21 protein-coding genes are annotated in these 20,372 nt (G+C 46.5%); 12 read left to right on the top strand and 9 right to left on the bottom strand.

The window, feature by feature from the left end; genetic code table 11:
* The first annotated feature begins 91 nt into the window (after positions 1-91).
* A complete protein-coding gene (locus tag HMPREF1536_RS16075; protein ID WP_028726266.1) occupies positions 92-1,603 on the top strand; it encodes a bifunctional ADP-dependent NAD(P)H-hydrate dehydratase/NAD(P)H-hydrate epimerase in 1,512 nt (503 codons plus the stop codon).
* Between the two features lie 447 nt (positions 1,604-2,050).
* On the opposite strand, the gene HMPREF1536_RS16070 is transcribed toward HMPREF1536_RS16075, so the two are convergent.
* The 7 genes from HMPREF1536_RS16070 to HMPREF1536_RS16045 form a co-directional block, all read right to left on the bottom strand.
* Positions 2,051-2,470 (bottom strand): DUF4405 domain-containing protein, encoded by a 420-nt coding sequence (locus tag HMPREF1536_RS16070; RefSeq protein WP_028726265.1) that lies wholly within the window; start codon positions 2,468-2,470, stop codon positions 2,051-2,053.
* Positions 2,471-2,550: 80 nt separating this feature from the next.
* Entirely contained in the window at positions 2,551-3,084 is a 534-nt protein-coding gene (locus tag HMPREF1536_RS16065; RefSeq protein WP_028726264.1) for a Crp/Fnr family transcriptional regulator, read from the bottom strand.
* Positions 3,085-3,114: 30 nt separating this feature from the next.
* Complete coding sequence (locus HMPREF1536_RS16060; RefSeq protein WP_044191324.1) at positions 3,115-3,633, bottom strand: GNAT family N-acetyltransferase; 519 nt, start codon at positions 3,631-3,633, stop codon at positions 3,115-3,117.
* Positions 3,634-3,730: 97 nt separating this feature from the next.
* Positions 3,731-5,098, bottom strand: coding sequence for a MobV family relaxase (gene mobV, locus HMPREF1536_RS16055; protein ID WP_028726262.1), 1,368 nt, complete (start codon positions 5,096-5,098; stop codon positions 3,731-3,733).
* A gap of 156 nt (positions 5,099-5,254) precedes the next feature.
* Positions 5,255-5,416, bottom strand: coding sequence for a hypothetical protein (locus HMPREF1536_RS27920; RefSeq protein ID WP_167331487.1), 162 nt, complete (start codon positions 5,414-5,416; stop codon positions 5,255-5,257).
* A gap of 276 nt (positions 5,417-5,692) precedes the next feature.
* A complete protein-coding gene (locus HMPREF1536_RS16050; RefSeq protein WP_028726261.1) occupies positions 5,693-6,085 on the bottom strand; it encodes a hypothetical protein in 393 nt (130 codons plus the stop codon).
* 21 nt (positions 6,086-6,106) lie between these two features.
* Entirely contained in the window at positions 6,107-7,339 is a 1,233-nt protein-coding gene (locus tag HMPREF1536_RS16045) for a site-specific integrase (RefSeq protein ID WP_028726260.1), read from the bottom strand.
* 361 nt (positions 7,340-7,700) lie between these two features.
* Between HMPREF1536_RS16045 and HMPREF1536_RS16040 the strand changes: the two genes are divergently transcribed.
* The 11 genes from HMPREF1536_RS16040 (at position 7,701) to bioD (ending at position 18,909) form a co-directional block, all read left to right on the top strand.
* Positions 7,701-9,302 (top strand): tetratricopeptide repeat protein, encoded by a 1,602-nt coding sequence (locus HMPREF1536_RS16040; RefSeq protein WP_052349764.1) that lies wholly within the window; start codon positions 7,701-7,703, stop codon positions 9,300-9,302.
* Between the two features lie 116 nt (positions 9,303-9,418).
* Complete coding sequence (locus HMPREF1536_RS27120; RefSeq protein WP_081693242.1) at positions 9,419-9,778, top strand: DUF3244 domain-containing protein; 360 nt, start codon at positions 9,419-9,421, stop codon at positions 9,776-9,778.
* Between the two features lie 275 nt (positions 9,779-10,053).
* Positions 10,054-11,121 (top strand): DUF4831 family protein, encoded by a 1,068-nt coding sequence (locus HMPREF1536_RS16035; RefSeq protein WP_028726258.1) that lies wholly within the window; start codon positions 10,054-10,056, stop codon positions 11,119-11,121.
* 19 nt (positions 11,122-11,140) lie between these two features.
* A complete protein-coding gene (locus HMPREF1536_RS16030) occupies positions 11,141-12,802 on the top strand; it encodes a peptide MFS transporter (RefSeq protein ID WP_028726257.1) in 1,662 nt (553 codons plus the stop codon).
* Between the two features lie 14 nt (positions 12,803-12,816).
* Entirely contained in the window at positions 12,817-13,218 is a 402-nt protein-coding gene (locus tag HMPREF1536_RS28190; RefSeq protein WP_028726256.1) for a hypothetical protein, read from the top strand.
* A gap of 12 nt (positions 13,219-13,230) precedes the next feature.
* Complete coding sequence (gene bioB / locus HMPREF1536_RS16020) at positions 13,231-14,211, top strand: biotin synthase BioB (protein ID WP_028726255.1); 981 nt, start codon at positions 13,231-13,233, stop codon at positions 14,209-14,211.
* Positions 14,212-14,313: 102 nt separating this feature from the next.
* Complete coding sequence (bioA, locus tag HMPREF1536_RS16015; protein WP_028726254.1) at positions 14,314-15,588, top strand: adenosylmethionine--8-amino-7-oxononanoate transaminase; 1,275 nt, start codon at positions 14,314-14,316, stop codon at positions 15,586-15,588.
* Positions 15,589-15,682: 94 nt separating this feature from the next.
* Positions 15,683-16,822, top strand: a complete 1,140-nt coding sequence (locus tag HMPREF1536_RS16010; RefSeq protein WP_028726253.1) for an 8-amino-7-oxononanoate synthase — start codon at positions 15,683-15,685, stop codon at positions 16,820-16,822.
* A gap of 3 nt (positions 16,823-16,825) precedes the next feature.
* Positions 16,826-17,491, top strand: coding sequence for a DUF452 family protein (locus tag HMPREF1536_RS16005; protein WP_044191320.1), 666 nt, complete (start codon positions 16,826-16,828; stop codon positions 17,489-17,491).
* Positions 17,467-18,222, top strand: coding sequence for a malonyl-ACP O-methyltransferase BioC (gene bioC / locus HMPREF1536_RS16000; RefSeq protein WP_028726251.1), 756 nt, complete (start codon positions 17,467-17,469; stop codon positions 18,220-18,222). Before HMPREF1536_RS16005 ends, bioC begins: the two co-directional genes overlap by 25 nt.
* Positions 18,223-18,231: 9 nt before the next feature.
* Complete coding sequence (bioD, locus tag HMPREF1536_RS15995) at positions 18,232-18,909, top strand: dethiobiotin synthase (protein WP_028726250.1); 678 nt, start codon at positions 18,232-18,234, stop codon at positions 18,907-18,909.
* A gap of 67 nt (positions 18,910-18,976) precedes the next feature.
* Here bioD and HMPREF1536_RS15990 read toward each other — a convergent pair whose 3' ends face one another.
* Both HMPREF1536_RS15990 and HMPREF1536_RS15985 read right to left on the bottom strand, forming a co-directional pair.
* The gene (locus tag HMPREF1536_RS15990; RefSeq protein WP_028726249.1) at positions 18,977-19,372 is read right to left on the bottom strand and encodes a YkvA family protein; all 396 of its coding nucleotides are present in this window, start codon (positions 19,370-19,372) and stop codon (positions 18,977-18,979) included.
* A 111-nt stretch (positions 19,373-19,483) separates the two neighbouring features.
* Positions 19,484-20,371: an outer membrane beta-barrel protein gene (locus tag HMPREF1536_RS15985; RefSeq protein WP_028726248.1), complete on the bottom strand. Its 888-nt coding sequence runs from the start codon at positions 20,369-20,371 to the stop codon at positions 19,484-19,486.
* Between the last annotated feature and the right edge of the window lies 1 nt (position 20,372).

The raw sequence follows: 20,372 nt of genomic DNA, 5'->3' as shown, positions 1-20,372 counted from the left end.
AGCCTTCCGCCCTTTTTGGAATAAGTAGCTACAACATAGCAAAGTTTGTTATACATTTGTAAGCAGAATAAATATTAGATATCCGACAATTATGATAAAGATATTTCCAACAGACAAAGTAAAGGAACTCGATCAGTACACCATTCAAAACGAACCGATCAGTTCAATCGATCTCGTTGAACGCGCCTCAACCGTATTTGTACACGAATTTTGCCGTCGTTACTCCAAGCAAACGCGTATCATCGTCTTTGCCGGACAAGGCAACAACGGGGCGGATGCACTTGCCATCGCACGCCTGCTGAAAGATGAGTGCTACAAAGTAGAAACTTACCTGTTCAACCCGACCGAGCATCTTTCTTTCGATTGCGAAATGAACAAGCAACGGATACTCGGATTAGAAAAAGTAGAATTCACGGAAGTGATAGCCGATTTCGTTCCGCCGGTACTGACGGATCGCGACGTCGTGATAGACGGCTTGTTCGGTTCCGGCCTGAATCGTCCGATCACCGGGGGATTTGCTGCGATGGTGAAATACATCAACCAATCGGACGCTACCGTTGTGTCGATCGACATTCCTTCCGGATTGTTCGGTGAAAACAACCAGACGAATGATCCCGACTCGATTATAAAGGCCAGCCTGACACTTACGTTCGGTTTCCCGAAACTGGCGTTCTTCTTCCCGGAGAATGCGCAGTATGTCGGCGAATGGAAAGTACTCGACATCGGCATCCATCCGGATATCATTGACAATACATCTACTCCTTATATGATGGTGGAAGAAGAAGATATTGCCGAAGTGCTCCAACCCCGCGAAAAGTTCTCTCATAAAGGGACATACGGCCACGCTTTACTGATTGCCGGAAGCAAAGGCAAAATGGGTGCTGCCCTACTTGCCGCCCGTTCCTGCCTGCGAAGCGGTACCGGCTTGCTGACCGTGCATATTCCGCAACGGGGGGAAGTAATTATGCAGGCTGCTTTCCCGGAAGCAATGGTCAGCTTCGACCCGCATCCCGACTACTTCACGACAGTACCGGAAATAGCCTCTTATTCAGCAGTCGGTATCGGCCCCGGCCTGGGACAACACCTTGAATCGGCTGCGGCACTGGAACGTTTGCTCCAAACAACCGAGAAACCGGTCGTTCTTGACGCAGATGCTCTCAACCTGCTTGCATCCAATAAAGACCTGTTGAACCGCATCCCGCCAAGAAGCATCCTGACACCGCATCCCAAAGAGTTCGACCGTATCGCCGGAGAAAGCAACACCATGTACGAACGTCTGAAGAAAGCACAGGCATTTGCCACTGAGCACAAGCTTTGTGTTATCCTCAAAGGGACTTATACCGCTATCTGTACGGCTACCGGAAACGTATACTTCAACAGTTGCGGCAACCCGGGTATGGCAACAGCCGGCAGCGGTGATGTGCTGACCGGCATAATCCTCGGTTTACTGGCTCAGGGTGCCGAACCCGAAACAGCATCCGTTGCCGGTGTATTCCTGCACGGTACAGCCGGAGACCTGGCCGCAGTCTACCGTTCGGAAGAAAGTATGATTGCCGGAGATATCACGGATATGCTGGGAAAAGCGTTCAAACAGATTAAATAAATTAATCTCCGGATTACCAAATAACCGATATCGCCTGCTTGTCTCTGTTCAATGGAAGCAAGCAGGCAATATTATTTTATAGAGCCAAACACATTCACTATAAAAATCAACACATTTATTTCTCTTACCACATTTTTAGCAAATTATAATAAATCCCACTAACCTTCTTTTTCAAAAAAAGCTGTATATTCGACATCTATTAGAGAAGGAGAGATGAGAAATAAACCTGGAAATATTATTTTAGATTTTCATCGGTTTGACTTAACCGATTGAGGAATAAACTTTTAGCGAATTATTTGAGAAGTAATGGTAACGAGTTAGCAACCGTGCGAATTTCAGCGATTTGCGGTGCTATGCTGTCAAATAACTCTTTCTGAAAACAAAGATACAATAATTTTAATAATCCACAAAACAAAGGACTATTTATTTAGCCCTATGCTTTGTGTATTATTTCAGAGATTTACGTAATAAAGGAATTCGTTTTAGTATATGCCCAATACATAGAACGATTGTAATAATCCCTATTTTATAGTGCAATAGCCCTATGTAGGAGTTAGCCCCGTTTACTCCTAATAGGATAATTCCCGTAACCGATACAAGAAAGAATACAACTGACAGAACTACTGTAATTTTACTTTTTTTGCCAAGCCCATTTTTTATTATTCCTTTATACCATCCCCAATGTGTTGTTATATGGAATATTGCCGCCACAAAAAATAAAAAGCTGGTCAAAACATGAAATACAGCCCAATTATGCCATACTTCGTGGCTGTTGCCATATCCGGCAATATGCAATCCTATTCCGGAAAATGCAGATAAAACAAACACAAAAACCAAAATCCAGTCTATTACAAAAATCTTCTTCATTGCTTACCGTTTTCATATTTACGGTGCAAAATTCGGTATTCAAGTAGAATCAGAACGATAACAATTGTAAAGAAATGAAGTTAATGACGGTTTCTGATGCGTGATAAAGAAACGGGAGTTATGCCAAGATAAGACGCTATATAATGTTGCGGAACACGCTGTATTATGTTGGGATACTCTTTCAGCAATTCTTCATATCGCTGTTGTGGCGTGTTTTTTATTCTTGACAAGAACAGTTGTTGATAAGCATGAAAACGGTCTATGAGTTTTTCTTCATACAACTGTCTCAACGACAAATTATTGTTGATTAGGTTATAAAAATCCTCTCTCCTTATAGCCGTGAGTTCCGTTGGCTCGATACTCTCCAAATAGAAAAGACTCGGCGTGCGTTTATATAGGCTATCGAATGAGGCGACAAAATCCCCCTCAAAAAAGAATTGAAAAGTAATATCTTTCCCTTCATTATAGAAAAACAGCCGCAGACAGCCTTTACGGATTAGATAGAGTTTTTCTGCAACTTTTCCTTCCTCCAAAAGAATTGCTTTGGAAGGAACGGACAAGTATTCAGATTTTATCTGTGATTCAATATGATTTAAATGACTGTTTTTTATCATATAGTAAATGTAGGGGCATTCATAAATTTATCATTTTTTTACACAATATACCAAATGGGGCATATCAACTTCACGATAGTGTTTAACAATAGAATCAATCGGATTCATACCATTGCGAAGTGCCACTTTTTGTGATGCAACGTTGGTATCTCTAATAATTGAATATAATTCATCAAATTTCAGCGTATTAAACCCATACTCCCGACAAGCCGTTGCGGCTTCAACAGCATAACCTTTATGCCAATATTTATGAGCCAGCAAGTAGCCGATTTCGGGAACTTGCGCAGTCTTGTATTCCTGCATAGTAATACCGCATTGTCCGATCATTTCGTCGGTATCTTTAAGAAATACGCCCCACAATCCGAATCCATAATCTTTATATCGTTGAAGTTGCTTTTGCATCCAAACAAGAGTTTCTTTATCACTGAAAGCTCCATTATAAGCATACATTACTTTTTCATCTTGTAATATTAAGGATAATGCGCCCATATCAGAAAGTGTCATTTCTCGCAATAGCAATCTATTAGTTTCTAAAATTATACGATTCATAAACTTGTTCTATCATTTCGGGTGCAAAATTACAAAAAAGTACCGTTCATCAGTCATTTATGAACGGTACTTTTTGTTTTTCAGCGCAATAAGGCTGTTACAATTTCATTCCTCTGCTTTTCCTTTGCGGTTGTATGGGACGGCGTATGTTCTGCCTTAGCTTGTCGAATTGCTCCTTGAACCATTCGGCAATGGGCTTTCGGTCGATGGCAAGGACTAACTTCGTTTTGTCATTCGTGTCTTTCATCACTTGGAAGCCAGCCTTTTCGGTCGTGAATTTACGCTTGTGTTCCTCCGAATAGAGTTCCCCTGCATACTCCAACGGCTTGCCGCTGACGAGCGTTGCGGTCTGTCTTTCATCGAACCCGACAAGGCGGCAGAGGTTTTCGATACGGAGCATTTCACGCAGGTAGGGAAACCATGCCGCCGCCTTTGCGATTACCGTTTTCAGAAACGATATTTCCTGCTTGTGCCTTGTTTCTTTGTCCGCCATCTCCTTTCGGTGCTTCTGCTGCATATCCAACAGTTGTCGGCTATGGTCGGTCTGCATGGTCTGTATCTTGTCTTGCAGTGCCTCTATCGTTTCCTCGTGGTCGGCAACCTCCCTATGCAGGGCGGTGTTCTCCCTTTCCAATGTCTTGACCTTATTACTGCCGAAAAGAGAACCCACGCTTTCGGCTATGTTGGCGGCTGCGACGGTTGCCGCCCCTTTCAGCTTCTCGGTCTGTATTTCTTTTTTCGCCCGTTTTAGTTCCTCCCGTGCCGTTTCTTTCTGCTGCTGCAAATCCACCACTTCCGCTTTGAGGTTGTCGGCGAGTTTCTGTATGTCCCGATAATACTGCTGCGTGGACTTATGGCGAGCCTTCGAGCCGTCTATGCCCCTTTGCAGCCCGTATTTCGCCATCGCTTCGGCATAGGTATCTTGGTAGGACTTCAATTTCAGCCGTGTCATAATATCGTCTGCGCACAGCCTCACGGTATCGGTCGGCTTCTTGCGGTATCGCTTCTTCGCCTGCTCCTCCCTTTTCCTGCGTTTGCGCTCTCCCTTGACGATGGGGACAAGTGTAACGTGTATGTGCGGCGTTTCCTCGTCCCTGTGCAGGTGAGCCGCCACGATGTTCTCCTTTCCGAACGTGTCGGCGAAGTATTTCAGATTGTCGGCGCACCACTCGTCCAAACGCCCCTCCCTTTCGATGCGTTCCATGTCCTCGTGCGTTCCCGACACGTTGATGCGGATTGCCCGCACTTGGTTGCTTCCGATTTTGCGTGTCAGTCCCGCTTCTTCCAGTCTTCTCTGAACAGCCGCCGAACGGTCTTTCACCCCGTCGGGGTATTCGATGAGCCTGCGGTTCAGGTGCGTGCGTGTGGGATCGGCGTTCTTCGGTATGATGAACCGCTCAATATGCGCGGTCGTTCCGCTGTCGCTACCGTGCGCCTTTTCCATGTGTAAAACTACGAAACCCATATATTCTTCCTTTCTTTTTTTGGCTTGTGAAACAATGATTCTGACTATCTTTGAGGGCGGCGAAATGCCGCCCTCAACAGGGTGTGCAGAGGGGCTTGCCCCTTGCCTTATTGGGGAATTTTCAGCGATACGAAGTATTGCGGCTCGGAAAATTCCCTAATAAGCTACGGTATTTTCTCCGTAAATACCCTGCGGCGTGCCGTCCGTCTGCCTTTCGGTGGTGGCTGTCCCTGCCGTCTGCTTCCCCGTATAACCCCACCTTATTATTTTTCCCTTTCGGTCGGTGGTGGGCGGCGGGGCGGTCGTTTCCGTTTTCAAAGGCTCTTTTGCACGGGGCGGTTGGATACAAGGTTTTCCCGATAAATACGCTCGCAGCGAAGCGAGAGGAAGATTTATCGGGAAACGGCGTAGCCGCTTGACCTTTTAGCTGACATAAAGCCCCGTGCTTGCTTTGCCTTTGTAAACGGAAATGATTGCTCCGCTTTCCTCTGAAAAGAGGAATAGACCCTGCAATATATATCACCATAGTGATAGGTTTGCATGTTGGTATGCTGGCATGTTGGTATGTTTGCATGTTGATATGTTGGTATATCATCACGCTTTCCAACGGCTGTTGGGGTTGCCGTCCGAAACAACCGACACGAATACCGTCGTTTTTTTCTTTCGCCCGTGTATAATCCTCTTTAATAATGCCTTGCGGACTTTCGCCGCCCCGAACGATTCGATACGGAAAGCGAGGGCGGCTATCGTTTCGAGGTTGTAAACCTCCGCGCTGTATCTGTCCGATAGGCGGATAATGCGCTTTATGTCATATATACACAAAACTCCGCTTTTGCAGAGTGTCTTTATCCCTGCCCGAACAGTCGGGGCGATAACCCCGAACAGTTCGCAGATTTCCCACTCGGTCATGGCGGTTGCACCTATGTCGGTTGGCAAAGAGATACTGCCGTATTCATCTATCGTGATGATGTTTCTTTCTTCTTTCATCGCTGTTCTGTTTTAAGGTTGTTAAATGGCTCGGCAGATGCTCTTTTCCATGTCCTCTAACTTGTGCGACAAGGTTTCCATGTCTTGGCTTATCTTCTGGGCGGTGATTTTGGCGTAAATTTGGGTGGTTTTTATGTTCGTGTGCCCCAAAAGGCGGCTCACGGTTTCGATGGGCACGCCATGCGATAAAAGTACGGTCGTGGCGTTCGTGTGCCTTGCGACATGGTAGGTCAAACGCACCTTGAACCCGCATTGTCTGCCTATATCTTTGAGTATCTTGTTGCAACTGCCGTTGCTCGGAACGGGGAACACATGACCGCCCCTTGCCAGCCCCTTGTATTTCTCTATGATACGCTTGGGAACGTCCAACAGACGGATGTTCGATTCGGTGTTGGTTTTCTTTCTTCGGGTGATTATCCATAGATTGCCGTCGAAGAATGTTTGCAGGCGGTCGGCGGTGAGGTTCTTCACATCGGAATACGCCAAACCCGTGAACACCGAAAAGACGAACAAGTCCCGTACAAGTTCATGGGCGGCGTTCTTCATCGGTGCGTCCATGAGCGTTTGTATCTCCGTTTGGGTGAGGTAGCCCCTGTCCACGCTTTCGGGAGAGTTGATATACCCTGCAAAGGGGTTGAACGGCAAACGTCCGTCGTTCCTCGCTATGGAAACGATGTGTTTCAACACAATCATGTAGCCCCAAACGGTGTTGGTGCGGCATTTCTTCTCCGTTCTGAGGAAATACTCGAAGTCGTTGATGAAAGTAAGGTTGAGTTCCTTTAACGGAATGTCCTCACGCTTGTAGGTATGGGGCAGGAACTCCCGAATATGGTTGCAGACCGTTTGATAGCGTCGGAATGTTCCCTGCGCCCTGCTGTGCCCGACTTTCTTGGCAAACTCGGCGTTGTGCTGCTCAAACAGCTTCAACAGGGTTTCCTGCTTGACACCGATACCGAGATAGGCGTCTTTGAGCTTGGCAGCGGTAACATAACCGTCCGTCTGCATCAACTCTTGATAGCGGCGGTTTACCTCCACACGAATTTTATCTACCGCAAGATTGATTCTCTGCGCTTCGATGCTCTTGCCCGAAGCACGGTTGTTCTTCACGTCCCACAAGCGTAGGGGAACGTCCATCTTGCAACTGAACTGTTTAATCTCGCCGTCCACCGTGATACGGCACATCAAAGGCAGGTTGCCGTTCGGCTTTTCGCTGCCTTTCTTCACGTAAAATAAGACCTTGAATGTACTACGCATAACTCACTCCTTTTTTGGGTTACAAAATTAAGTTACAGTGAGTTATCGACTGCTATGCAAATCTACGCAAATCGCAGAAAAAGAACCTTTTAGCAAGAAATACGCACCCGTTACGGGAGTAATGAGGTGGTAACTGAACTCTTGCGCCGTTTGGCTTCATGTTGGCTTTCCGTTGGCTATGCCCAATAGAAAAACAAAGCGTAACGAACGCTGTTTCAGCCAATTCGCTACGCTTTGCTCAAATTTACTTTTTCGCTATGTGTTTATTTTACAAATATCATTTGTAATCAGCTTATTATGCTTAGTTTCATGTTCAAACAGAACATCTGTTTCAACTGAGCTTGATAAGGCCAGATCGTTAATGGAAACAGCTTCCGACAGTTCACTAGCCATACTCGACAATATTACCTCTCCCGAAAAACTACCTGAAAAAGAATATGCCGCCTATTGCCTGCTGCTTACTCAAGCACTGGATAAGAATTACTATATACATGATTCAGACTCATTAATAATGATAGCCACGAATTACTATGAGAAACATAATGATTTATTACCTCTGGCTTTATCCTACTACTATGCAGGACGTGTATATTCTGATATGCAGGATGCTCTACAAGCCCAACAGTATTACTTAAAGGCTCTTGCTCTAGGAGAAAGTCTGAATCTACCGGAGTTACTGATAAAGATCAATAGTAACCTTGGAACTCTTTATAGTTATCAGGACATTTATGAAATGGCTTTGCCTCTTTACAAAAAGACATTACCTCTCTTGGAGAAAACAAATGATTCTACAAATATGTCTTTTGTTTTACGTAATATCGCACGTGTATATAAAGAGACTCAACAGCAGGACAGTGCTATTTATTATTATCAACAAGCGATGAAAATTGCAACTCCTCAAAGTATATCTTCTCTTCAAAATGATTTAGGAATCTTATATTTACAAACAGAAAAATACAAGGAAGCTTATGATTGTATTCAAAAATCTATCCAATCATACAGTAAAGTCCAATTACCATATCATCTATATCTCAATTTGGGTGAATATTACTACAAAACTGCACTATATGACTCTGCACAGTATTATCTAAACTCTAGCTTACAAAGCCCTGCAACATATACACAAGCCGGAAGTTTATACTTTTTAGCTCAAATAGAAAAGCAAAAGCTTAACTTTAAAAACTATCTGAAGTATTGGGATAAATATGAACAATTAAGAGATTCTATTGAGAACGATTCACATTTTGAAAATATTCGAATCGTACAAAGTATGTTCAACTATCAACGTATAGCTGATGAAAAAAGTAAGTATGAACAAGAAGCATCACGAAGGATGATCATAATATATCAGATATTAATCATCATCACTGTTCTATCAATCATATCCTTTTTCTTTTTCAAAAAAGAACAACAGAAAAAGAAAAGATTATTGGACTTGAAGGAAAAGCTATATAAACAAAGCTTAGGGTATCTTGAAGAGAACAAAAAGAAGATAGCATTGTTGGAACAAGAACTATCGTCTGGTCAGGAGACAATCGGTGATGTAAAAAGACAACTGTTTGAAACCAAGAAATTGATGCTTGAAATGGAAAACAGACAAATTTCATTAAAGCATGACACGATGCATCTGGTAGAACAGGATCTTAGGAAATCGACTTTATACACAAAGCTTCACCAAACTGAGGAAAAAATGAGTTACAGTGAATGGTCTGAACTTTTCCTATTAGTAGATGCCACCTATCCTAATTTTAAGAAAGGGCTTTTAGAACTTTGTTCACGAATATCCCTCGAAGAACTTCGTATTTGTTACCTCGTTAAAATTGATATTCCTGTAAAAAGAATAGCCATACTAATGAACATTACCAGTTCCGGTGTGTCCCAATGTCGCAGAAGATTATATAAAAAGTTAACCAAAGAAGCTGAAAACGCCGAAAAATTCGACTCTTTTATCGCTGATTTATAACCAATTAATCATTGTCACCATTTTGTCAACAAAAAAATAGCGGGTATTAAGATACGAATTATAATTTTGCGGAAGCATTATCAATTTTATCAACAGACAATTAAATTAATAGGATTATGAAACGGTTAATCGCAGCTTTATTTTTAGTAATTTGTGGAGTGTTCTGTGTTCAATCTATATACGCAGATCGAATTCCGACAAAAGGGAAGTGGGGGCCAGAAGATGTTCGTTCTATTTTCCCTGCACCTCCGACAGCTTCTATTGAAGGTACAAATTTGACAGTAGAATTTGTTCATCCACTAAGTAATCTAACAGTTAAAGTAACAGACAATACAGGCGTGGTAGTCTATGAAGAAAATATATCTGTATCGACCCCGCAAAGTTATACAATACCATTGAGTGTTCAGAGTGGTGAATATACATTGAGCTTAATTCATAGTTATGGATTCTTAACGGGCTCATTTGTTATTGAATAATTTTGCATCGTACTGAAATTTATGTTTTTAGAATAACTTGTGAGGATAATTAACCAACCTTCATATCTCGATCTCCTTTTCCTTTCATGAGTTATTCTTCTTAATCAAAACTTTAACTATGCTTTGTATAACCCCTTCTTGACTGATCCAGATATTACAAATCAAACATATCATCTGCATTACAAAAGACTAAAAGAAAGCTTTACGGTTGGTTTCTAACAAAATATTTCCTAGTTTTGTACAATCATAATTGAGATAAAATAATTTGTTTGGATATGAAAAATCTGATCACAATAGCATGTATTTTGTTTAGCTTACCGCTAATGGCCCAAACTAAAGTGGTAAAGAAAAATGCCGTCAAAGCAAATAACTTCGGTATTACCTACTCATTACCTAAAACGCAACTAATCGTAGACGCCGAAGTTACAAAGGTTACCTGCAAAGCCGGCCCTTACTACAAATATGCAGAAAAGTATCTGGGAGTTAAAGATGCTGTCACAGAAGATAAAGTATATTATGAACTAGGAAAAGTGTCCCTGGTCAATAAGGGAATACCCGATCCGGACAATACGTATATCGTTGAATTTAAGAGTGGAACGGTCGCTCCTTACGCTTATCTGACAGAGGACGGATTACTATGTTCCATCAATGCAGAATATACTCCGGAAGAGTCTGAACTTGAAACAATCAAGAAAAGTGGACAGGCTCCGGTAAAAGTAACCGACGCATCCGTTTTCTCTGAAGAATTACTAATGGCCGGATCGACTGCCAGACAGGCTGAAGTTGCCGCCAAACAAATCTACCGTATACGTGAAAGCCGCTTGAATATCCTGACCGGAGAAGCAGATAATCTTCCTCCCGATGGTGAAGCGATGAAGCTGGTTATCCAGCAGTTGGAAGAGCAGGAAAAAGCGTTAACCAACCTGTTCACCGGTATTCTTTCCAAAGAGACCACCCATTACGAGGTAAATATCACGCCTTACGATAATCTGGATAAAGAAGTTTTATTCCGTTTTTCTAACCTGATGGGTATTGTCGACGCCGACGATTTAGGCGGAGTTCCGGTCTATATGAACCTGAAAGCAACCGATAGAGCTCCGATCTTAGACCCCAAAGAAGCCGAGAAGAAAGAAAAATCCATGAAAGGTATTATCTATAACGTACCGGGAAAAGCCAGCATCGAGATCAGCATGAACAAGAAAACACTATATAAAGGAGAAGCCCAGATCACTCAGTTTGGGTCACGTGAAGGTCTCGCACCTGTTATGTTCGAAGATAAAAAAGCTCCGGTAAAAGTATATTTCTACCCGGAAACAGGCGCCATAAAACAAATAATCCAATAATAATCTAATTTTAAATTCTATGTTTGAAGGACAACCTAAAGGTTTATACGCGTTAGCCTTAGCGAATACAGGCGAGCGTTTTGGGTATTACACTATGCTCGCGATTTTTACTTTATTCTTACAAGCGAAGTTTGGTTTCACAGCTGCCGAGACTTCAACTATCTTCGGATCGTTTCTGGCTGCTGTTTATTTCATGCCGCTTATTGGTGGTATCCTGGCCGATAAGTTCGGTTACGGTAAAATGGTGACTACAGGTATTGTTGTCATGTTTATCGGATATGTGTTATTATCTATTCCCACACCTTCCTCTACCGGAAAAATATTAATGTTCGGTGCCTTAGCCCTGATCGCCTGTGGTACAGGTCTGTTCAAAGGTAACCTCCAAGTAATGGTTGGAAACCTGTATGATGCACCTGAATATAAAGCCAAACGTGATACGGCATTCAGTATTTTCTATATGGCCATCAACATCGGTGCCATGTATGCACCGACGGCTGCTACGATCATCACGAACAAAATGCTGGGTAAAGCTGGATTTACATATGTTCCACAGATACCTTCACTGGCTCATCAATTCCTGAATGGAACTATCACAGAAGAAGGTGCCGCTACGCTGAGCGGATTACAGGCTGCCCAAAACTTCGTGGGAGATACTGCAGCATTCTGTACAACTTATATAGACAAACTATCGGAAGCTTACAACTACGGATTTGCTATTGCTTGTATTTCTCTGGTTGTATCCATGTTGATTTATGTGGTATTCCGTCCGACATTCAAACATGCCGATTATAATTCCAAACAAGCTAAACCGGCTAACGTACAGGAAGAAGAATTGACACCGGAACAGACGAAAGCTCGTATCCAGGCCTTGTTGCTGGTATTTGCCGTAGTTATCTTCTTCTGGATGGCATTCCACCAGAACGGTTTGACACTGACATTCTTTGCCCGCGACTATACAGCACAGGCAGTTACAGGCCTGGATCGTCTCGGATTCAACATTGTAAACCTGACTTTCCTGCTGGTTATTGTTTATGCGGCTTTCTCCTTGTTCCAGTCGAAAACAGGCAAAGCGAAAGGTATCTCGGCAGGCGTATTGCTGATCATGCTCGGATTACTGGGATGGAGCTACAGCTCGATGGATTCTACAGTAAGTATTCTTCCGCAGATCTTCCAGCAGTTCAACCCGTTCTTCGTAATCGTATTGACTCCGGTATCGCTGGCGGTATTCGGATATTTGGCTAAGAAAAAGAAAGAACCTTCCGCACCACGTAAGATCGGTATCGGTATGGTGATCGCAGCCTGCGGTTTCCTTATCATGGCACTGGGTTCTTTAGGACTGCCTACTCCGGCAGCAGTTGAAGCGAATGGTATTTCTCCAGATGTACTGGTATCCCCGAACTGGCTGATATCGACTTATCTGGTATTGACTTTCGCAGAGTTGTTGCTTTCACCGATGGGTATTTCATTCGTATCCAAAGTGGCACCTCCAAAATATAAAGGTATGATGATGGGTGGATGGTTCGTAGCGACTGCTATTGGTAACTATCTGGTGGCTATCATCGGTTATCTGTGGGGCGGAATGCAGTTGTGGATGGTATGGAGCGTATTGATCGTATGTTGTTTGCTGTCGGCACTGTTTATCTTCTCTATTATGAAGCGTCTGGAAAAGGTTGCTAAATAAAAGAACGTACAGAGATGAAGTTGCAGCGAAGACATTTCATTCAGAATTCTTTTCGGTTCAGAAGATGGAGCCGGAAAGGATATGCTGCATTCTTCAGTCTTAGCCGGGCCGTTACGATCGGACAGCTTTCTTCGAATGTATCAGAAAGGTTCCAGATCAAGAACGGTACGGTTCACTCGTCGGTACTGTTTACGGATCAGAGTAATCCGGAAGATAAGGAAAGGAATGCAGAGCTCCTGCAAGGGGAATCGTATGCAGAAACCTTATCACGTTTATCACTGGTATTACTTTTGTTATTCACTATACAGACTACTAAACAGACTGTAGCAGCAGCTTCGTCTGCCTATACATATATTTATATCCTAAAGCGGGAAGTATCAGTTTACACTGGGACTTTCCGCTTTTTTATTTCCTAATGATAAAACAAGATGATTGAAACACTTAAACAGTTAGTTATTGAAGGGGGAAAGATCAATGAAAAGCAAGCTATTGCCTTATCACAATGTAATGACAAGGAGGCTTTGTATGAGGCGGCCCATCAGATCACACGCCATTTTATGGGAGACAAATTCGATACCTGCTCTATTATAAATGCTAAGAGCGGGAATTGCAGTGAGAACTGTAAGTGGTGTGCACAGTCCGGTCACTATAACACCAAAGTTACTTTATATCCTTTGCTTCCGGCGGAAGAATGTGTACGTCATGCGGTGCACAACAGGAAACAAGGGATCGGACGTTTCGCATTGGTTACAAGCGGGAAACGTTTATCGGGCAAAGAGATACAGCTGTTGAGCGGGATAGTGGGTAATATTAAAGAGGCCTGCGATATTAAGTGTTGTGCTTCCCTGGGATTACTGGATAAGGAACAACTGAAGGTATTGAGGGATAGCGGAGTGGAAAATTATCATTGCAATATAGAAACTGCACCTTCTTATTTCCGCACATTGTGTACGACACATACGATTGAGGAGAAGATGGAGACAATCAACCAGGCCAGGGAATTAGGTTTCCGTATCTGCTCGGGCGGCATCATCGGTATGGGAGAGACGATGGAGCAACGGATCGAGATGGCGCTGTTCCTTCAGCGGGAACAAGTCTACTCCATTCCCCTTAATATGCTGCAACCTATTCCGGGGACTCCGTTGGGAGATACTCCTTTATTATCAGAGGAGGAGTTCCTGACTACCATTGCGCTATTCAGGTTCATTAATCCCCAGGCTTATTTACGCTTTTCGGGAGGAAGGGCGCTAATGAGCAGGAAAGCACAACAGAAGGCATTGTATATCGGGATCAATGCGGCTATCATTGGAGATTTGCTTACGACGATCGGAAGCCGGGTGGAAGAAGATAAGGTGCTCTTCACGGAAGCCGGGTATTCGTTAACCAGAGATACCGATTGGGTCGGATGAAACAGAGAAGGGAATAAAGAGAATAGAGAGAGGATCATACGAATGAGACAGAAACAATAACAACGACAATATAAATAAAATAACAACGATAATACAGATAAAATGACAACAGAGGAACTGATACAATATGACAGGGAACATATCTGGCATCCTTACACATCGACGATCGATCCGCTGCCGGTCTATCCGGTGGCAGGTGCGGAAGGGGTGGAACTGATTTTACAGGACGGCAGACGTTTGGTTGACGGGATGTCTTCGTGGTGGGCGGCCGTACACGGGTATAATCATCCGGTACTGAATGAGGCGGCCGGGAAGCAGTTGGAGAAGATGAGCCACGTCATGTTCGGCGGTATCACGCATCAGCCGGCGGTGGAGTTGGCGGAGAAACTGCTGGGTATTCTGCCGATGGAACTGGAGAAGATATTCTTTGCTGACAGTGGCTCCGTGGCCGTAGAGGTGGCTATGAAAATGGCGATCCAATACTGGCAGTCGCAAGGGAAAAGCGGCAAGTATCGGTTTGCGACTATCCGTAGCGGGTATCACGGGGATACGTGGCATGCGATGTCGGTCTGCGATCCGGTGACGGGGATGCATGGGATATTTGCGGGCAGCCTTCAAGTGCAGTATTTCATTCCTCAACCGTCGGTGAAGTTCGGGGAGGAATGGGACGAGGAAGCGATGACACCGTTGAAGGATTTGCTGGAGGAGCATGCAGACGATATCGCCGCCCTGATCCTGGAGCCGGTTGTACAAGGGGCGGGAGGCATGTATTTCTACTCACCCACCTTTCTTGTCAGGGCTAAGGAGTTATGCGAAGCGTACGGGGTGCTGCTGATCTTTGATGAGATTGCAACAGGCTTCGGACGTACGGGTAAGTTGTTTGCCTGGGAACATGCGGGCGTGGTACCGGACATCATGTGCATCGGCAAGGCATTGACAGGCGGGTATCTGACGTTGTCGGCAACATTGACGACAAAGCAGGTGGCCGATACGATCTGCTCCGGTGAAGCGGGATGCTTCATGCACGGGCCGACCTTTATGGGGAATCCACTGGCCTGTGCGATTGCTTCGGCTTCCGTCACACTGTTGCTGGAAAGCGATTGGAAAGGGAAGGTGGATGCTATCGAGGCACAACTCCGACGGGAACTAGAGCCTGCGCGGTCGTTCGGAAACGTACAGGAGGTGCGTGTACTCGGGGCGATCGGAGTTATCGAAATGAAAGAGCCGGTCAATATGGCAGTACTGCAACGGCGTTTCGTGGAAGCAGGTATTTGGGTAAGGCCTTTCGGCAAGCTCGTTTATCTGATGCCGCCGTTTATCATCCGGCCGGAGCAATTGAGCAGGCTGACGGAAGGGGTATTAAAGTGCATAAGGTAAAGCGGTAACACACCCCCTACCCCCTCTCGAGAGGGGAAGGAGTCACCATCAGTTGCCAGAATCCGGACACTAAATTATTTTAAACAGACAAACAATGAAAGATTATACAACGAAACTGAATGAATTGAAGGCAGCAGGCAATCTGCGCCGTCTGCCGAAAATCGTGCATAAGGGGTGCATGGTAGAAAGGGACGGGCAATGGATGCTTAACTTGTCTTCGAATGATTATCTGGGACTGGCTTCACGAGCCGACCTGCGGAATGCGTTTCTGGAAGAGCTGAAAGACGGGGAACTCCCCCTCTCCTCTTCCTCTTCCCGCCTGCTGACCGGTAACTTTACGGCCTACACCGCACTGGAACAGCTTATGTCCGAACGCTTCGGCCGCGAATCAGCCCTGCTTTTCAACAGCGGTTACCATGCCAATACGGGCATACTCCCTGCACTGGCCGACAAACAGACACTGATCCTTGCCGACAAACTGGTTCACGCCAGCATTATCGACGGCATACTGCTTAGTGGGGCACCCTTCCAACGGTATCGCCACAACGATTACGAGCAACTGGAGACGCTGCTGAAGAAGAATGCCGGCCAGTTCGAACAAGTCTTTATCGTCACCGAAAGCATCTTCAGCATGGATGGCGACGTGGCAGACCTTCGTCGGTTGGTGGAACTGAAAAAGAGCTATCCCAACGTCTGCCTGTACGTGGACGAAGCACATGCCATCGGCGTACGCGGCCGTAACGGGCTGGGGATCGCGGAAGAACAGGATTGCATCTCCGAAATAGACCTTCTGGTCGGCACTTTCGGCAAGGCGCTGGCCTCTATGGGAGCTTATGTGGTCTGTAGCCGGGTGATCCGCGAGTACCTGATCAACTGTATGCGTCCGCTGATATTCAGCACCGCACTTCCCCCGGCACAAATAGCCTGGACGCAGTTCCTTTTCCGCCGGCTTCCCGACTTCGCAGAGGAACGCAAGCGGCTGACCCTCGTGAGCAGCCTGCTGGCCGATGCCCTGCGGGGAAAAGGGGGAGAGATCAGCGGCAGCCATATCATCCCCTATATTATCGGGGAGAATGAAGCTTGCATCCTTCATGCGGAAGAGCTGCAAAGGAAAGGCTTCTACTGCCTTCCCGTCCGTCCCCCGACGGTACCGAAAGGGACGGCACGGATACGCTTCTCGTTGACCGCAGACGTGACACAAGATCAGATCACCCAATTGATAAAGAACAGTTGAAACATGAAAATAATAAAACAACAAACCGCCCATTCCTCTTCGCTTCTCCTCTTTTTTGCAGGCTGGTCGGCCGCGCCGGAGCTTTTCACCCGGCTGAAAGCGGACGAAGGGACGGACGTCATGATTTGCTACGACTACCGGGAGATTGGTTTCATGGAAGACCTCACCCGCTATAAAGAGATCCACCTCATCGCCTGGTCGATGGGCGTCCGGATGGCCGAGCTCGCCATCGGCGGGAAATACAGGCTGCGGACGGCAACCGCCATCAACGGTACCCCCCGCCCGATCGACGACCGTTACGGCATCCCCGTAGACATCTTCCGCGGCACGATCGACAACCTGACGGCCGAAGGACTCAGCCGCTTCAACCGCCGCATGTGCGGTAGCCGCGACACCCTCGCCGGATATGAAGCCGTCCGCCCCCGCCTCCTCGAAGAAGTGCGCGATGAACTGCAACACATCTACGACCTCTGCCGCGTCGAACCGCAACCCGATGCCGCCCGCCGCACCGCCCCTATCGCTTGGACACGCGCCCTCATCAGCTCGGACGACCGCATCTTCCCTGCTGCCAACCAACACGAATACTGGGACACCCGCTGTCCCGAAGTACTGGAAATCAAAGCACCACATTACCCCTTCTACCTATGGAACCAATGGAACGAATTATAACCCGCTTCACCCGTGCCCTCGACACATACGACCGGCACGCCGACGCGCAACAACAAATCTGCCGACGACTAATCGGACTTCTTGCCTGTCACACCGGCATGCATTTCCGGCGCGTCCTCGAAATCGGTTGCGGCACAGGCTGCCTCACCCGCCTGCTGAAAGAATGCAGCGTGATCGATGAATGGTACCTCAACGACCTCTGCGAAGCCTGCCGTTCGAAGGTCGCCACCCTCTTCCCCGGCCAGACGCCATTCTTTATTGCCGGTGCTGCAGAAGGTATCCAGTTTCCCGGCCGCTTCGACCTGATCGTCTCCGCTTCCGCCTTCCAATGGATTGGCGAGCCCGCGACATTCCTGCATAAGCTGGCCGGAATGCTATCGCCGGGCGGCAACCTGCTGTTCAATACCTTCGCCCCCGGCAACCTGGAAGAGATACGCCAACTGACCGGCTGCGGCCTCCCCTATCCCTCCGCCGGGCAATTAAATGAATGGCTGGCCAAAGATTTCCAGGTGTTGCATATACGTGAAGAAGAAATAATACTTACCTTCGACACACCTCTCGATGTACTCCGCCATCTGAAGCACACCGGGGTGACGGCGACAAGCAACGGCGCATGGACACGGGGGCGGCAGCAGGAGTTCTGCCGTGAATACATCCGGCTTTACAGCACCGATACAAACAAAGTCAGACTAACATATCGCCCGCTGTATGTGCTCGCGGTAAAAAAATAATAAACAAACATGGAAAATAAAGTAATCTTTATCACCGGCATCGACACAAGCGTAGGCAAAACCTATGCTACAGGCGTCCTTGCCCGTTCAATGAAAGCCCTCGGCCGATCGGTCACCACCATGAAGATGGTGCAGACCGGATGCGAAGGAATATCCGAAGACATCGAAATGCACCGCCGGCTGATGGGTATTCCGCTCACCGACGAAGACCGCATGGGCTTGACTTGTCCCTACCTTTTCAAATATCCTTGCTCGCCCCACATGGCTGCTGCGATGGAAAAAAATGAAATTATTCCGTTTACAATTAGCATGAATATCGAGCAAATGCAACAACATTATAACCAAATCCTGATCGAAGCGGCCGGTGGATTGATGGTGCCATTAAACTTCGATATGCTGACGATCGAATACATCAGGGAGCGTCATTACCCTGTCGTGCTCGTCACCAGCGGTAAACTGGGAAGCATCAACCACACATTGCTAAGTCTCTTTGCCTGTGCACAGTATGGCATAAAGATACTGGCCGTGATCTACAATCAATACCCCAAGATCGATGCCAAGATAGAAGAGAACACCTACCAATATCTCGAGCGCTATATCTCGCACAACTATCCCGGCACGCAACTGCTCACCTTACCCGAGGAGGACGCGGAAGGGAAAGCGGTTTTTACGAATTTATGGTTCTAGGAAGGAAAGGGATGCAGGGGTTATGCATCCCTTTCTTTTGTTTTATTTCTTTTATGATTCCTCTTTTTCAAACATTATCCGTCCCCATCACCTCTGCCACGCGCTGGTTGGCACGCGCCTTGATTTCTGGGGTGATGCTGTCTTTGACGAGCTTAAGGACGAGGGTCATTACCGCGATATCGTCGGTAAAGCCGATCACAGGGAGGATGCCGTCGGGGATCAGGTCGATCGGCAGGATGAAGTAACCGAGTGCACCCACGATATATGCTTTATGCTGAAGGGAGACTTTATCGTCCTGCAACATATAATAAAGGGTGAATACAGGCAGCAGGACAGTCGCCCCGACCTTCTTCGCCACCCGCTCTATCTTCTTCCACAGACGGTTGTCGGAGTAATAAGTACCGTATTTCTCTATCTCGTGTACCTCTTCGAAAGGCACATCTTCAATTCTATTCGTATTCATAGCCGTTCTTTTTATATCTGTCCGGGCAGTCCGTAGACCACCCGGTTACAAAGATAGGAAAATTATGCGGAAAATAAACTCCGTCACTATCCTTCAATAGCTTATGTCTTTCTATATATGAAGATGCAACCCGAACGAGATCGGATTAACCGCAGGCCCCCGGTTGTTCTCGAACAGTTCGATGGGCGAATACTTGAAGTAAGCCCCCATGCAGCCGGTGCCGACCTGGAAAAGCAGATCCATTGTCACCGGGTGGATATTCATGCCGCCGTCCATCTTTTCGGTGCGGCTCTTGTCGCGCTCGTCGCGGTACGTCACCTTCGAGGAAGACATGGTTTTGACTACTCCCACCACGCCGGCTGAGACGAAGAAACGCGGACGGTGGCGTACCTTCTTGGTCTGCCATTCCAGCAATACCGGAATGGTAATACTGGTGATATTCAACCTGCTTTTCTTATATACCATATCTTCCGGGGCGGGAACGAGTACCGTAACGCCGTCGATCTCTTTCAGATACCCGTTCGTATCCAGCCGGTAACGGTTCCAGCGCAGGCCGGCTCCGGTGACTACCGCCCAGTTATAGCGGGAGAACGGCAGGCTGAATTCCATAAAGTTGAGGTTGAGCTCCCAGGAGTTGCCTTTGCGCAGCGTCAGGTTGTCGCCGATGAAGCTATTGAAGCCCAGGCCGATACCTGCCCAGTGGGCGGAGAAGTCGCGATCCCAGGTAGGCACGGGGATCGAGAGCGTGCGGATATGTTTGCGTCGCTCATAACTCTGGCCGTCGCGGTAGTGACCTTCGAACACCATCTCATCGTCGATGGAGTCGCCCTCTTCCGTCAGCTCATAGACGCGGACTTTCATACGGTCGCCGTTATCTTTCACTTCAATGCGTTTCTTATCCAGGGTGATAATGGTATCTGCGGGTATCGGTTCAACTCCGGCGGCCGGCAATCCCATGAGGGGAAGGCAAAAGGCCATGATCAGTAACAATCTTTTCATC

Origin of the sequence: Parabacteroides gordonii MS-1 = DSM 23371 (genome assembly GCF_000969825.1) — a bacterium.
Classification (GTDB): domain Bacteria; phylum Bacteroidota; class Bacteroidia; order Bacteroidales; family Tannerellaceae; genus Parabacteroides; species Parabacteroides gordonii.
This window is presented reverse-complemented; position numbering and strand designations above follow the sequence as displayed.